This is a genomic window from Trichocoleus sp. DQ-A3, assembly GCF_039961975.1.
GTDB lineage: Bacteria > Cyanobacteriota > Cyanobacteriia > Cyanobacteriales > FACHB-T130 > FACHB-T130.
On sequence record NZ_JAMPKC010000002.1, the window covers coordinates 524,570 to 537,369 of the forward strand.

Annotated in this window: 15 protein-coding genes; 2 read left to right on the top strand and 13 right to left on the bottom strand. The window is 47.8% G+C overall.

Annotated elements, in window-relative coordinates:
- Window positions 1–67: 67 nt before the first annotated feature.
- From NDI44_RS05585 to NDI44_RS05645, 13 genes are all read right to left on the bottom strand, one after another.
- A complete protein-coding gene (locus NDI44_RS05585) occupies window positions 68–1,438 on the bottom strand; it encodes a peptidoglycan-binding protein (protein WP_190412716.1) in 1,371 nt (456 codons plus the stop codon).
- 73 nt (window positions 1,439–1,511) lie between these two features.
- Complete coding sequence (locus NDI44_RS05590; RefSeq protein ID WP_190412717.1) at window positions 1,512–2,741, bottom strand: peptidoglycan-binding protein; 1,230 nt, start codon at window positions 2,739–2,741, stop codon at window positions 1,512–1,514.
- A 62-nt stretch (window positions 2,742–2,803) separates the two neighbouring features.
- The gene (locus NDI44_RS05595) at window positions 2,804–3,682 is read right to left on the bottom strand and encodes a peptidoglycan-binding protein (RefSeq protein WP_190412718.1); all 879 of its coding nucleotides are present in this window, start codon (window positions 3,680–3,682) and stop codon (window positions 2,804–2,806) included.
- Between the two features lie 188 nt (window positions 3,683–3,870).
- Window positions 3,871–4,041, bottom strand: a complete 171-nt coding sequence (locus NDI44_RS05600) for a hypothetical protein (RefSeq protein ID WP_190412719.1) — start codon at window positions 4,039–4,041, stop codon at window positions 3,871–3,873.
- 209 nt (window positions 4,042–4,250) lie between these two features.
- Window positions 4,251–4,733, bottom strand: coding sequence for an SH3 domain-containing protein (locus NDI44_RS05605; protein ID WP_190412720.1), 483 nt, complete (start codon window positions 4,731–4,733; stop codon window positions 4,251–4,253).
- Window positions 4,730–6,259: an AAA family ATPase gene (locus NDI44_RS05610; protein ID WP_190412721.1), complete on the bottom strand. Its 1,530-nt coding sequence runs from the start codon at window positions 6,257–6,259 to the stop codon at window positions 4,730–4,732. The genes NDI44_RS05605 and NDI44_RS05610 overlap by 4 nt, the downstream gene beginning before the upstream one ends.
- Before the next feature lie 276 nt (window positions 6,260–6,535).
- A complete protein-coding gene (locus NDI44_RS05615; RefSeq protein WP_190412722.1) occupies window positions 6,536–7,042 on the bottom strand; it encodes a YceD family protein in 507 nt (168 codons plus the stop codon).
- 80 nt (window positions 7,043–7,122) lie between these two features.
- Window positions 7,123–7,638, bottom strand: coding sequence for a R3H domain-containing nucleic acid-binding protein (locus NDI44_RS05620; protein ID WP_190412723.1), 516 nt, complete (start codon window positions 7,636–7,638; stop codon window positions 7,123–7,125).
- 2 nt (window positions 7,639–7,640) lie between these two features.
- On the bottom strand, window positions 7,641–8,789 hold the full coding sequence (gene yidC, locus NDI44_RS05625) for a membrane protein insertase YidC (RefSeq protein WP_190412724.1): 1,149 nt from the start codon (window positions 8,787–8,789) through the stop codon (window positions 7,641–7,643).
- 181 nt (window positions 8,790–8,970) lie between these two features.
- Window positions 8,971–9,366, bottom strand: a complete 396-nt coding sequence (locus NDI44_RS05630; RefSeq protein WP_190412725.1) for a PH domain-containing protein — start codon at window positions 9,364–9,366, stop codon at window positions 8,971–8,973.
- The gene (gene rnpA / locus NDI44_RS05635; protein WP_190412726.1) at window positions 9,338–9,736 is read right to left on the bottom strand and encodes a ribonuclease P protein component; all 399 of its coding nucleotides are present in this window, start codon (window positions 9,734–9,736) and stop codon (window positions 9,338–9,340) included. Before rnpA ends, NDI44_RS05630 begins: the two co-directional genes overlap by 29 nt.
- 77 nt (window positions 9,737–9,813) lie before the next feature.
- Complete coding sequence (rpmH, locus tag NDI44_RS05640; RefSeq protein WP_190412727.1) at window positions 9,814–9,951, bottom strand: 50S ribosomal protein L34; 138 nt, start codon at window positions 9,949–9,951, stop codon at window positions 9,814–9,816.
- A 123-nt stretch (window positions 9,952–10,074) separates the two neighbouring features.
- Window positions 10,075–10,608 carry a DUF2808 domain-containing protein gene (locus NDI44_RS05645; protein WP_190412728.1) on the bottom strand — a complete coding sequence of 178 codons (534 nt, stop codon included), beginning with the start codon at window positions 10,606–10,608 and terminating at the stop codon, window positions 10,075–10,077.
- 592 nt (window positions 10,609–11,200) lie between these two features.
- Between NDI44_RS05645 and NDI44_RS05650 the strand changes: the two genes are divergently transcribed.
- Window positions 11,201–12,346 carry a Re/Si-specific NAD(P)(+) transhydrogenase subunit alpha gene (locus NDI44_RS05650; protein WP_190412729.1) on the top strand — a complete coding sequence of 382 codons (1,146 nt, stop codon included), beginning with the start codon at window positions 11,201–11,203 and terminating at the stop codon, window positions 12,344–12,346.
- 133 nt (window positions 12,347–12,479) lie between these two features.
- On the top strand, window positions 12,480–12,770 hold the full coding sequence (locus tag NDI44_RS05655) for an NAD(P) transhydrogenase subunit alpha (RefSeq protein WP_190412730.1): 291 nt from the start codon (window positions 12,480–12,482) through the stop codon (window positions 12,768–12,770).
- Window positions 12,771–12,800: the final 30 nt, after the last annotated feature.

Sequence of the window (12,800 nt, forward strand, 5' to 3'; positions counted from 1 at the left end):
CGGGATGCACCACTTCCACCATAGCGATTAGCTAGTAGTATAGCTAATCGCTAATTGCTATGTTTGTTTAAAAACGTCCCTTGACGATGTCATCAGCGCTGAGACCATAAGCACGTTGGGCAGCTTCAACTGCTGCTTTGGTTTGCGCCTCGAAAACCCCATTTAATGGTCCGCGATAAAAGCCGTTTTCTTTCAGACGCTTTTGTAAAGACAATACATTAAAGCGATCGCTTGTATTTTCCAGAGCCAATATAGTATCGGGTCTAGCGATTCCATCAGCTGTTAAACCTTGCGATTTCTGAAACTGAATCACGGCGTCTTTGGTGTCTTGATCGAAGTAGCCAGTCATGGCACCTTGAAAAATTCCCATCTGCCGCAACCGTCGCTGGAGTTCTACCACCTCCCGGTTGTTACTGCCTAACTGTAGGATCTGTCCGCTAGAAGCTGTATTAAAGCGATCTCTTGTATTTTTCAGAGCCAATATAGTATTGGGTCTAGCGATTCCATCAGCTGTTAAACCTTGCGATTTCTGAAACTGAATTACGGCATCTTTGGTGTCTTGATCAAAGTAGCCAGTCATGGCCCCTTGCAAAATTCCCAGTTTCCGCAACCGTCGCTGGAGTTCTACCACCTCCCGGTTGTTACTGCCTAATTGTAGGATCTGCCCACTAGAAGTGATATTTTTAGGCGGAGTCCGATCCTCTCCACCTCCCACACCTATCAAAGCTGCCTGGGTATCCGAACCGACAATGCCATCTACTGGCATTCCCGCCGCTTGCTGAAATCGGTTAACGGCTGCTTTTGTGATCGGGCCATAATAGCCAGTGATATTTGCTTGAAAATAGCCCTGTTTTTGCAACCGTTGCTGGAGGGATACTACCTCCGGACCGCTGTCTCCTTCCTGTAGGACTCCACTCCTCGGACGTTGGCTGACCTGAGAAGCCTTGCTGACCGGCTGAGTACGTTGCCTGACAGACTGGAAACGTGGGCGGCTGACCTGTCTGACCTGCCGAGATTGGCTGGCCTGCGCCTGGATTGCCTTGCCTCGCTTCTTCTGTAAGGCGGCTTCGGTTCGCGGCCCCACAATGCCATCCGGTTCCAGCCCATTAGCTTTCTGGAATTGGATCACAGCTTCCGTTGTAATCGGGCCAAAATTGCCTGTGATACCTGCTTTGAAATAGCCTAGCTGCTGCAAGCGCTGCTGGAGAGTGGCTACCTCCGCGCCGGTGTTTCCTGGCTCAAGTATTGCTAAAGCTTGAGACATTCCCAAGAGGCTCAGTGAGACAAAAAGCGATAGCAGAGACAAACTTGCTCTACTAGACAGCTTTTGGCGGTTCAGTCCTTCAAAAATTTTTTGGCTATTCCAGACTATAGGAAACTCGCTGTTCGTAGATGCTTCGTAGGCCAGGGCAAGATGCAGGTAGGCAAGGGTTTCCATAATTTTACTGGCAAACTCTTGATAGACAGTTTAAGAAGGTCAATTTCATCAACTAGCTATACCATACCAGTGCCTAGGGGCGATATACCACCCGTGCATCTAGTCCGCGCGATCGCAGTAGCTCGGAGCGGCTTTCGGCAAGCTGCCGATTGGAAAATGCCCCTGCATTTACATAGGAACCTCGTTTCGATTTCGGCCCCAGATCCGCATTCGGTACATAGCGGAGGACTTTATTCAATGTTGTGTAATTCCCTGGTACGACTACCACGTAGCGATTCTCAGCAAAATTAATTCCTAATTCCTGTAGGGTTCGTGCATCTGCAATGCCGTCAGGGTATAAACGCCGAGCTTGCTGGAACCGCCTGACAGCTTGCTGGGTATTAAAACCATAAACCCCATCAATGCGACCAGGGTTGAAGCCTTGATCGCTCAATCGCCGTTGGAGATCCTCGACCTCGGAACCGCGATCGCCAGGTTGGAGACTTCTCCGACTCCTGTCGTTCCGGTTGCTGTAGTCGCTTAGTTGTTGACTTGGACGACCGGCAACATAGTCGTCTAGTGCCCGCAGCGTTTCTGAAGTAATCGTCCCGCTGGGGGATAAACCTACACTTGCCTGGAACTCCCTGAGAGCTTGCGCCGTATTTCGACCAAATACTCCATCAATACGACCGGGGTTGAATCCTGCCTGTGCTAACTGTTCTTGGACAAGCCTAATGTCTGAATAGGTATTTTCTGAATAGGTATTTTCTGAATAGATATCTTCTGGATAGATATTTTCTGCTCTCAGTGTAGGGATGTTGGGAGGAGACAGTGTAGGGTTTTCCGGAAGCGAGTCAAGAGTTCTGTCCGGAGGTGGCAGCGTAAACGGGTCATTGTTGAAGCTTTGGCTTATAGTCGGTCTAACTTGATTAAATAATTCTGCCCTGGTTCCTCGACCCACAATCCCATCTGGTGTGAGCCGATTGGCTTGCTGGAATCGAATCACCGCATTTTTAGTTTGCGAGCCAAAATTGCCAGTGGCGGGCACACTAAAGCCTCGCGCCTGTAACTGCTGTTGTAATGCGCGTACCTCAGAACCGCGATCGCCTTGTTTCAGCGTTCTCTGTGCTAACGCCTGAGAAGAGATTCCTAGCATCGCTAAGGCAACGGCAATCGATAGAAAATGAATCGTTGCGTGGCTAGAAAGTTTTTTCCAATTCAATCCGGTCAGAAATTCCTGGTTTTCCCCAACCGGAGAAACACCGGCTTCTTGTACAGGTGTTTCGTAGACTAAGGCTAGATGAAGATAGGCAAGGGTTTCCATTACTTTTTACAGCATAGATTTTAACGCCAGTCTAGCCGATTGATTGCATCAAATCGCACTCTCTATCGACGATATACCACTCGTGCATTCAGTCCTTGCGATCGCAACATCTCTGACTGACGTTCTGCCCCAGACTCAGTGGCAAATGCTCCTGCCTGAATATTTGAATCACTACTGGAAGTATCCAGATAAGCATTCGGCACATACTGGCGCACTTGGCGCAGCGTTTCGGTAGTCTCAGCCATTACGATCACCGAGTAAGGAGAATTTGAAGTCGCAAGATACCCGACAGCAAACCAGGTTTCCCGCCCCATAATGCCGTCAATCTTTAAACCCCTCGCCACTTGAAAGCGCTTCACAGCTTGCTCTGTTTTCCAGCCAAATTTTCCATCAATAGAACCCGGATCAAAACCAGCCGCTTTCAGCCTTTGCTGAGCTTCGGTGACTTCCCGACCGCGATCGCCCAGTCGCAACCCGCGCTTACCAATGTTCATTGCACTCGTCTGCGGAGTGTTGTGCGACTTTTTACTTTTCTGGCTTTTGCTCTCCAGATATCGCTTTAATGCTTCTAGGGTCTCTGAACCCGCGATGCCGTCAGCATCTAAGTCACTGATCGCTTGGAAACGCCTCACCGCTGCCTCGGTCAACTTGCCGTAGTATCCAGTGACAGGTCCCTTATAGTAGTTGGCTGCCATCAAGTTTGTTTGCAAAGCCGTCACTTCAGCACCCCTATCCTCTATCTGTATTGCGCTAGCACTGTGGAGCAAACTGAGGAAAGCTAGATTTAGAGCCAGCGATAGTAGATAGCTTGTCGCGGTGCTAGAAAGCTTTTGCCGATTGAGATCCTTAAAAAGTTCTAACTTTTCTAGAACTGGAAAAGCCAGAGGGTCTGTCGTTTCCTCGTAAGCTACTGCTACATAAAGATAGGCAAGCGTCTCCATTATTGTCCTGCAAAACTCTTAGCAGCTAATCCACTCACTGAAGTTTTCAGCGAAGGTTTAACTGCTATTTTTGGCTTATTTTACGTTATTTTCACGTTTTTTGTTTACTAACTACAGAGAGAATACTTTAAGCTAGATGGTTTCTAGGTCTTGTTTTTGAGAAACTCTAGACGTTTTCAGCGATTAAACTAAACCTTAGCATCAAAAATTAAGGCAACTATCACCGCTACACCAGTAATGCCTAAAGCTACGAGCGGGTGTTGACCTTGACTGACGGCAAAAGAAGTAACGATACCAGCACCCAATGCCGCGATAACGGCAGATCCTAATAAATCTTGATGAGAGTTTTTATTGAACATTGTTGCGCTCCAGCAGCCAAGTTAAAAATAGCTGTGACTTACAGTTTTACAACCTACCACCAGACTTTAGTAGGTTGAAAAGTTGCTGGAATATTGCAATTAAGATTTAAATTAAGCTAATTTTCTTAACACGTCCCAAGGTTACAGAAACGGGGGAACTCTATGCTTGTACTGCAATCCCCCGCACTGAAATCTCTGTCAGATTTCGCCTATTGCTGTTGTTCTGTCTCAACTCGCTCAATGTTACCGGCTTTGATCCAGCCTTGTTGTTCGCCCTCTTCCAGACGGATCTGTTGCCATCTTTTATCATCGCTTTCTTTGATGACTACAATCCGCTGATTGTATCCGACCCCACCGACGCGGTTGGCTTCCAAAGTTGGTGCCTCTCGTAAGCTTAAACCTTCGCGCCAGGTAACGCGAGCGGTATACGCTCCAGGTTCTAGCACTTTAGCAGGAGCAGTGCTGGGCGTCGGCGTTGGGTTGGGTTGAGCGGAGGACGCCGATGTTGTCTTGACAGCGCCAGGAGAAGCTTTGGCTTTTACCTCTGGTTTATCATTTGCATAAACCGGCTTGGGCGGAGGAGCCGACAGTTTAGTTAGGAAGTAATAGGCGGTAGCACCACCACCCACAGCGAGGAGGACGATCGCTAGGAAGAAACCAATTATAAATTTTGCTAAACCCGACCAACTCATGCTTGTGATTCCGGTTGTTGCAGCTGATGAAAGCGACTACTCAAAGGGCTGTGTCTCGATGCCATACGGGCTTTACCGGCGGCTGCCCAATCTTGCAAAAACTGGATTTGCTCTTGGGCAGTCCGAGCTAGGGGCACAATCTGACTGGCGGCTTCTAAAATATCATCGGTAGTGAAGTCTCGATTCTGGCTAAAGCCAATGTGCATCGCTTCTATCAAGGTTTGCTCAATTTCTGCCCCAGAAAAATCGGGGGTTTCGTATGCTACCCGATCGAGATCGTAACTACTCAAGTTGTGAGGCCGCAGCCTGGATAAGTGTACCGCAAAAATGGCACGGCGTTCCTCTTGTTCGGGCAAACCCACAAAAAAGATTTCATCAAATCTGCCTTTGCGAAGCATTTCCGGGGGTAAAGCTTGAATATTGTTAGCAGTCGCCACGACGAATACAGGTGAAGTTTTTTCTGCCAGCCAAGTAATAAAGGTACCAAAGACGCGGCTAGTTGTTCCGGCATCGCTTTTGCCATCAATGCCAGAGAAAGCTTTGTCAATTTCATCGATCCAGAGTACGCAAGGAGCTAAAGCTTCCGCTAGTTGAATCATTTGCCGGGTGCGAGATTCCGATTCTCCCACCAATCCTCCAAAAAGACGCCCTACATCTAAGCGTAATAAAGGTAAGTGCCAGTGATGGGCGATCGCTTTTGCCGTCAGCGATTTTCCGGTTCCCTGAATTCCTACAAGGAGTAACCCTCTGGGATAAGGGAGACCATATTGCCTTGCTCGTTCTGAAAAGGAACCACCACGCCGCAGCAGCCAGTCTTTTAGGTTATCTAAGCCGCCAATATCAGAAATTTTCTCGCTACTCGAATAAAACTCTAATATTTGGGTCTGGCGAATGGTTTGACGCTTTTCTTCCAGCACCAGTTCCACGTCTTCAGGGCGCAACTCTCCGTGAGTCGCGATCGCGCGTGCCAAGACACGACGAATCCGTTCCATCGATAGCCCTTGGCAGGAACGCACCAGTTCATCCAAAATTTTGCTGGTGAGGGATTTACCTGTGGCACCGAGTAAGCGTTCCACTTCTGTCTTGATCTCAGCTGGCGCTGGCAACGGAAACTCCAGGATGGTTAAGACTTCACTCAAGTCCGTTGGAATGGCAATTTGCGGCGCGACGATGACAATATTTTTCGGCTGGGATTTCAGACGCCGTGACAGATTCCTCAGCTTGCGATAAACTGATATATCTTCTAAAAAACGGGAAAAATCCCGCAAAATAAAGATTCCTGGGGCAGATGCTGCCACTTTTTCTACAAATTCTAATGCTTGAACCGGATTGCGTCGTCCAAAACCGGCATCGTTGGGGTTGCCCTGATAGCCATCGACAAAATCCCAGATATAGACTGGGCGATCGCCTAACCGTTGAGCTACCTGCGCGATCGCTACTTCTACTCGTTCCTCTTCGGGAGTTGGAATATAAATTAATGGATATCGGGCGCGTAGCAGCAGTTCAAACTCTTCACTGAAGCTCATAGCTGTTATAGGATGTCAGTTGGTAGAAGACTTGCGGTTGTCGCGTCTCCAGGTCAGTGGTCAGTTGGTAGGGGCGCGAACAAAAATCTTGGCAACCCAAAACTCTCTCCATTTAACCCGCCCGTACAATCATTGTTGCTTGATTAGTTGCCAACTGCTTGTAAAAACCAAGAAAAAGCATCTCGCCTTAGTGGTTCAGTTCGTATATGGAAGGGCGATACTTGTTCCCTTAATTTGTTTGTTTCTTGCCGCTGACCGCTAACCACTGACGGCTGACTATTTGGGAAATTGTTTTTTGAGTGCTTTTAAAGCTTCCCATCGGCGGTCAGATAAACTGTCCGAGCCATTAGTATTTGCTGGTTGAATCCCCGAACAATCTTTGTCACAAAGCTGCCTTGGGGGAATTGCCAAACACATTTGTTCGTATAGCCAAACATCAGGCTGAAAATGACCCTGTGGCGGCAGCATTTCCAACAAATCTTCGAGTGGTGTTTCTCGTTCTACAGGCCCTGTGTCTGGTTGCTCAGCCGCTTCATCTAACCAAATCATTTCTGATGTGTTGATAGCTAGACGGTGATTATACTGTTGCAAGCAACGATGACAAGTGAGAGTGACAATTGCTTCTGCTTTCACAGAAACATCCAGGTAATTTCCTTGATGGGAAACTTTTATCTGTCCGCGCACGGGCGTCAAAGTTTCCAGTTCTGGTAAAAACTCATCAATTTGAATGACTTCTGAGCGCTCTGGCGCTTTCAGAAGCCCAGGAATATAAATCGCCTTCATAATGCTTCAGCCATCCTTCCAACCCGATTAAAAAAGGAAAATAAAAAATAAAATTATTTCTCATTTTCCTTTTTTAAGTCTTAATTTTTTAATCGTACAACCAGACGCCGGTCTGGTTCTTGACCCCGACTATAGGTTTCTAAATCGTCGCACTCTTGGAAAAAAGTATGAACTTGACGCCGCTCTGCTGAAGACAAAGATTTTATTTCAAATTCTTGACCAGAAGAGCGAACTTGCTGAGCGGCATCCTCAGCAAGTTCCTGGAGTTCCGCTTGACGCCGAGCGCGATAGCCATCAAGTTCAATGGTGTAAGCCGTCTGCTCCTCCCGCTCTTGACCCAAGTTCAAAATGGCATTGGCAAGGTACTGGATGGCATCGAGAGTCGCACCTTCAGAACCTACTAAGGCTTGAATTTGTGCGGATGTTAGTTTAGTTTCGTCGATTGTCAACCAGTAAGTTTCTAATTCTGCTTGGGAGGAGTCGCTGCTTTGTGGAATCGTTTGGATTGCGGTTTCTTTAACGCCGGTAGGAAATTTGGCTAGTTGTAGGAGTTGCTCTAGCCACTGCTGACCCCGCTGCATTCTGCGATCGCTCATAGCTAACTCGAAGCCTTTTTCTTAGAACGACCTGGTTCAAAGGGAAGTGCTTCTCTTTCCTTTGCTTTCGTTTCTTTTTCTTGAACTTCTACCATTTTCTGAAGGTTTTCTGGTAGGGGTTCGCGCGACAAAATAAACGTCTGAGCAGTTTGGAAAATGTTAGCAATGACCATGTACATCAACACTCCTGCTGGCAGTGGGAAGAACAAAAACATCCCAGAAAAGAGGATTGGGGTAATTTTGTTGACCGTAGCCTGCTGAGCGTTTGCATCGCTGGAATCGTTCTGTCCGGAGAGAACCTGGTTGAGATACAAACTGATGCCAAAGAATAGCACCATGCCGATAATATCCCAGTGAATGGTTCCGTCTTCATCAAAAGCGCCCACACGACCTAACGCATCAATAAAGAGAAATCCTTTATCTGCCGCTAGTCCTGGAACTGTTCCCTGAACGGTGACTTCCCCAGGCTGAAGAGCTTCCACGCTGCCATCTTCATTCACCTGTACCCGTTCTTCGCCTTTAGTGACCTTCCAGCGGGGAATCAGCTTAGTTTCAGGATAGTCGGCGAGGAGTTCCCGAAGGGGTTTGCCCTCCACGGTTTGAAATTCAATTTTAGCCTTTTCCCCAACCGTCAGGCGGTTCCCTCCCGGCAGCAGCGCCGCAATCGGGGCATGAACGCCATCTGAAAAGTAAATGTTTTGTGGCGCTGTCACGAAAGCTTGCGGCTGAATCCGTTCAATTTGTTCTTGAGGAAAGATTTGCAAATTGACCGTGTAGTTCACATCCGAGAATGGCGATCCCCGCAAGGTGGCAAACAATGCAAAGAGAATCGGCATTTGCAGCAACACGGGGAAGCACCCGGCTAAGGGATTGCCAAATTCTTTGAACAGCTTGCTCATTTCCTCCTGCTGTTTTGCAGGATCGTCCTTGTAAAGCTTCTGAATTTCTTCTTGTCGCTTTTTCATCAGCGGTTGGGAAACTTTCATCCGCCGCATATTGCGAATGGAGCCAGCACTCAGGGGATAGAGAGCAAAGCGAATTACAAGTGTCAGCGCCACGATGGCGAGACCATAGCTAGGCACAATCCCGTAGAAGAAATCCAGGATTGGCAGCATGACATTATTGGAGAGAAACCCGATACCAAAGTCCATTCGTTCTGAGTTAGAGGGGGCGCTAGTAGCTTGTGGAGAATCTTAATCTAAGTTATCTAATGTTTGTGATTTTTGGGTTATAAAACACACAAAAGCCAGGGTAGAGTCGCTGGGGAATTTTTAGATAAGCCATTGACAATTCAATTCGAGCATCTAAAATTTCTTGACTTTTGAGGCAATTCTATCGACTCGCGGAACCATCCGCTGGTTTGCCGGTTCTGGCTGCCATTTTCTCGTTGATGTAGTCATAAATTTCCCGGAATCGAGGTAAGGCTCTGAGTTCCAGGCGACTGCCATCTCGAAGAGTGACTACCATATCGCCCCAGAGACCAATTCCACGGGGAACCTTCACGACATTAACAATTTCTGAGTAGATAATGTCGGTGCGATCGCGTCCCATCCAACCACCCGTTACCGAGATACGACGAGTTGTAATCCGGTAGCGCAACCAAAGCGCTCTCACAATTGCCCCTACCGTCAGAGGTATACAGATGACTGTAAATCCCAGCAGGATATTAATAATCAAATCACCTATGTGGGGACCGCCTTCATAGAAGGTTTCCTCTTTGATGCCCATTGAGTACCTCTGCTTCTGCCAACAACTGCTCTAATTCTCGCAAAATTTGACCATAATCGCACTCCACTGCTATGGGTCGCACAACGATAACCAACCGCCAGCCAGGTGCAATGCGAGGTAACATCTGACGAATCGCTGCCCGAATCCGTCGCTTGATCCGGTTCCGGATGACTGCTCGCTTGCTGACTTTTTGGCTGATGGAGATGCCGATGCGGGTTGGCATCACTTCAGCAGTTTTCATGCCCTTCGCGCCGCTTGATTGCCTCAACGCTCTTAAAGCAAAGTGAGGGGCATTGCGACGCAGACCGCTCTGGTACACAGCGGTAAAATCTTGCCGGTGCCTGAGTCGATTTGCTCTGGATAATGCCACTAGAAACTCCGCCCTCCTGGGTGGCTTAAAAGAAGGATGAAGGCGAAATCAATTCATCCTTCATCCTTCTTTTGTTTCTAAACGGAAAGGCGATAACGTCCCTTTTTTCGGCGAGCTTTGATGACAGCCTGACCATTTTTGGTACGCATCCGTGCTCGAAAACCAGATGTTCTTTTTTGCTTACGATTAGTGCCGCCCAGAGTGCGCTGAGTCATCGGTTTTTACTCCAGATTTAGAATCGCCGCTATAGAAAAAGTCACGATTCTCCAGCATAGCATCACATTGCGCTCCTTTTACAAGCGCCCCTTGGCTGCACAGAAGCGGACGTGGACTGTGCCTTAATTAATACTCAAAATCCAGGTACCGAGATAACGGGGCAACGGTACATCGCCGGGAGTAAGAATCGCACCCGTGAAATAATAAGTTCCACCAAAAGGCGGGTTTTTCACGTTAGACAAGATTAAATCTACGCTGTTACCAGCAGCCACTGGCTCCTCCATATAAATCAGAAGCTTGTAATTTTCTTTGTCCCAGACAACCTCTTTGAGAGGCAGCTTTTTCCCTTTGACACGGACTTCAACGTTTTTCGTGTCAAACTTGCCCTTATAGTAATCGGGATAAGTGATGACAAACTGAGCTGCCCCTAATTCCATTTTTTTGGCGGGAATCTTGAGCCGGTAGCGATCCCAAGCATCCGATTGACCGCCAAAATCTAACCGATAGCTCAGCTGATTTTGCCGTTCAACACCGCTAAAAATGGTTAAACCGGGTAGACTCTGTGCTTGGGTAAGGCTGGCAAAGCCCGTTAGCACGCAACCCGTCGCCGCTAGGGCAGAAATTAGGCGTCGCTTAGAGGATTTTGTTGACAACATAGGCTCTTGTATCTCAACTGTAGAGAATGGGCTAGAGAGTGGGCTTCGTTACTAAACTTTACTATTTTTGACTCAAACGGGAATGTAGCCGCCCCGAATGAATCCTCCCCCGTGACGCGGGAAGTCGGAAGAAAGTGCCCCCAGATGCAAGCTTGGTGAGCTTTTGAGTCGAGCGATCGCTCAGGTTAGGGCAATGGAACCAGACCGGCTCATAAAGACAGTTGATTTTAAACTAGTTGCCGCTCGGCACGATCGCGCTGCTCGGCATTTTTTTATGTACTAATGTATATCATTATGTATTTTTTTGGTTATTTATTGAATAAATTTGAAAAAATCAGCCGGAAACAAACCCTTCAATTAATCTGAATTGACGCCAGAGATTATAGGCACCAGAGGGTTTAAGAGAAAGCTTTTTATCATTGGTTAAAGCTTTGAAAACGGGTTCTAGGTGATATCGTCTTAGGACGTGCGTGAGTGTGGAACTCTAAATTCATAAAACAAAGTTAAAGATACGGATCGGAATTTAGAAATCCGCCTAGGATGCAAAAGGATAGGATGCAGAAGGGTTTCGTAGAATTGATTGGGAGAGTTCATGAGAATTGCGGTTGCAAAGGAAGTTGAAGTTGGCGAACGTCGTGTGGTACTGGTGCCTGACACTGTAGGCAGGTTAGTAAAACAGGGTCTAGAAGTGTGGGTAGAGGCGGGTGCTGGTGAGCAAGCATTTTTCTCTGATGACGCCTATAAAGCAGCTGGTGCAACGATTGTCTCGGATACAGGTGCTTTGTGGCGCGAAGCGGATGTTCTATTAAAAGTTAATCCGCCGAAAGAGCATGAAATTCATCAGCTCAAGGAAGGGGGCGTGTTGATTGGGTTTCTAAATCCTTTGGGAAATCCAAACCTAATCCAGCGTTTAGCCGAGCGCCGAGTCACCGCCTTCAGTATGGAATTGATCCCCCGCACCAGTCGGGCGCAGAGCATGGATGCTTTGTCTTCTCAGGCGGGAGTGGCTGGATACAAGGCGGTACTGATTGCGGCGGCAGCTGTGCCGAAGTTCTTCCCGATGTTGACGACAGCAGCTGGGACAATTGCACCGGCAAAAGTATTTATCATGGGTGCAGGCGTAGCGGGACTGCAAGCGATCGCTACTGCTAGACGCCTAGGTGCCATCGTAGAAGCCTTTGATATTCGTCCTGCCGTGAAAGAAGAGGTGCAAAGCCTAGGGGCGAAATTTATCGAAGTGCAGCTGAATGAAGAAACTGTAGCGGCGGGTGGCTACGCGAAAGAAGTTTCTGAAGCCTCGAAGCAACGCACCCAGGAAGTCCTCACCGAGCACGTCAAGCAAGCCGATGTCGTCATTACCACGGCTCAGGTTCCGGGCAGGAAAGCGCCCATCCTGGTGACTGAGGAAATGGTAGCCCAGATGAAACCGGGTGCGGTCATCGTCGATTTGGCAGCTGAGCAAGGCGGCAACTGCGCCTGCACGGAACCTGGCAAGGATGTACAGCGCAACGGAGTCACGATTATTGGCCCGATAAATTTACCTGCGTCTATGCCGGTTCACGCCAGTCAAATGTATGCCAAGAATGTTTTGACTTTGGTGCAATACCTGATTAAAGAGAGTGCATTGCAGCTGAATTTTGAGGATGACATCATTAGTAGTACCTGCGTCTCTAATAACGGTGAGATTCTCAATCAACGAGTCCGGGATGGTTTGACTCAGGTGAAGATTAACGCCTAGAAAAATGGTGGATGAAACCCATTTTCTCTCTAGAAAACGGGTTTCTTAGCTATCAAATTAGGTATCCAATTTTAAGATTGTCGGTGGGCAGTGTCCACCTTGACCGCTGAATCAAGAAGGAGTATTGAGCTGAATGACAGAAACCTTAATTGGCGCTTTGTTTGTATTTGTATTAGCGTCTTTTATCGGATTTGAAGTAATTAACAAAGTGCCGCCGACACTCCATACTCCCCTCATGTCTGGGGCAAATGCAATTTCTGGAATTGCCGTGATCGGGGCGCTGATTGTCTGTGGACCGCGCGAGTCAAATCTCAGCGTCATTTTGGGCTTAATTGCCGTAGTGCTAGCAACCATCAACGTAGTAGGTGGTTTCTTAGTGACGGATCGGATGTTGCAAATGTTTAAGAAAAAGGTAAGCGGGTAATGGATAAGCTTTGAATTTTGAAAAGAAGAA

Bases quoted from the DNA above. Each gene is read 5' to 3' on its own strand.
- NDI44_RS05605 (WP_190412720.1), bottom strand. From the start codon at position 4,733: ATGAGTTGGTCGGGTTTAGCAAAATTTATAATTGGTTTCTTCCTAGCG.
- NDI44_RS05615 (WP_190412722.1), bottom strand. From the start codon at position 7,042: ATGAAGGCGATTTATATTCCTGGGCTTCTGAAAGCGCCAGAGCGCTCA.
- NDI44_RS05590 (WP_190412717.1), bottom strand. From the start codon at position 2,741: ATGGAAACCCTTGCCTATCTTCATCTAGCCTTAGTCTACGAAACACCT.
- NDI44_RS05585 (WP_190412716.1), bottom strand. From the start codon at position 1,438: ATGGAAACCCTTGCCTACCTGCATCTTGCCCTGGCCTACGAAGCATCT.
- NDI44_RS05630 (WP_190412725.1), bottom strand. From the start codon at position 9,366: ATGGGCATCAAAGAGGAAACCTTCTATGAAGGCGGTCCCCACATAGGT.
- yidC (WP_190412724.1), bottom strand. From the start codon at position 8,789: ATGGACTTTGGTATCGGGTTTCTCTCCAATAATGTCATGCTGCCAATC.
- NDI44_RS05620 (WP_190412723.1), bottom strand. From the start codon at position 7,638: ATGAGCGATCGCAGAATGCAGCGGGGTCAGCAGTGGCTAGAGCAACTC.
- NDI44_RS05610 (WP_190412721.1), bottom strand. From the start codon at position 6,259: ATGAGCTTCAGTGAAGAGTTTGAACTGCTGCTACGCGCCCGATATCCA.
- NDI44_RS05650 (WP_190412729.1), top strand. From the start codon at position 11,201: ATGAGAATTGCGGTTGCAAAGGAAGTTGAAGTTGGCGAACGTCGTGTG.
- NDI44_RS05595 (WP_190412718.1), bottom strand. From the start codon at position 3,682: ATGGAGACGCTTGCCTATCTTTATGTAGCAGTAGCTTACGAGGAAACG.
- NDI44_RS05600 (WP_190412719.1), bottom strand. From the start codon at position 4,041: ATGTTCAATAAAAACTCTCATCAAGATTTATTAGGATCTGCCGTTATC.
- NDI44_RS05645 (WP_190412728.1), bottom strand. From the start codon at position 10,608: ATGTTGTCAACAAAATCCTCTAAGCGACGCCTAATTTCTGCCCTAGCG.
- NDI44_RS05655 (WP_190412730.1), top strand. From the start codon at position 12,480: ATGACAGAAACCTTAATTGGCGCTTTGTTTGTATTTGTATTAGCGTCT.
- rpmH (WP_190412727.1), bottom strand. From the start codon at position 9,951: ATGACTCAGCGCACTCTGGGCGGCACTAATCGTAAGCAAAAAAGAACA.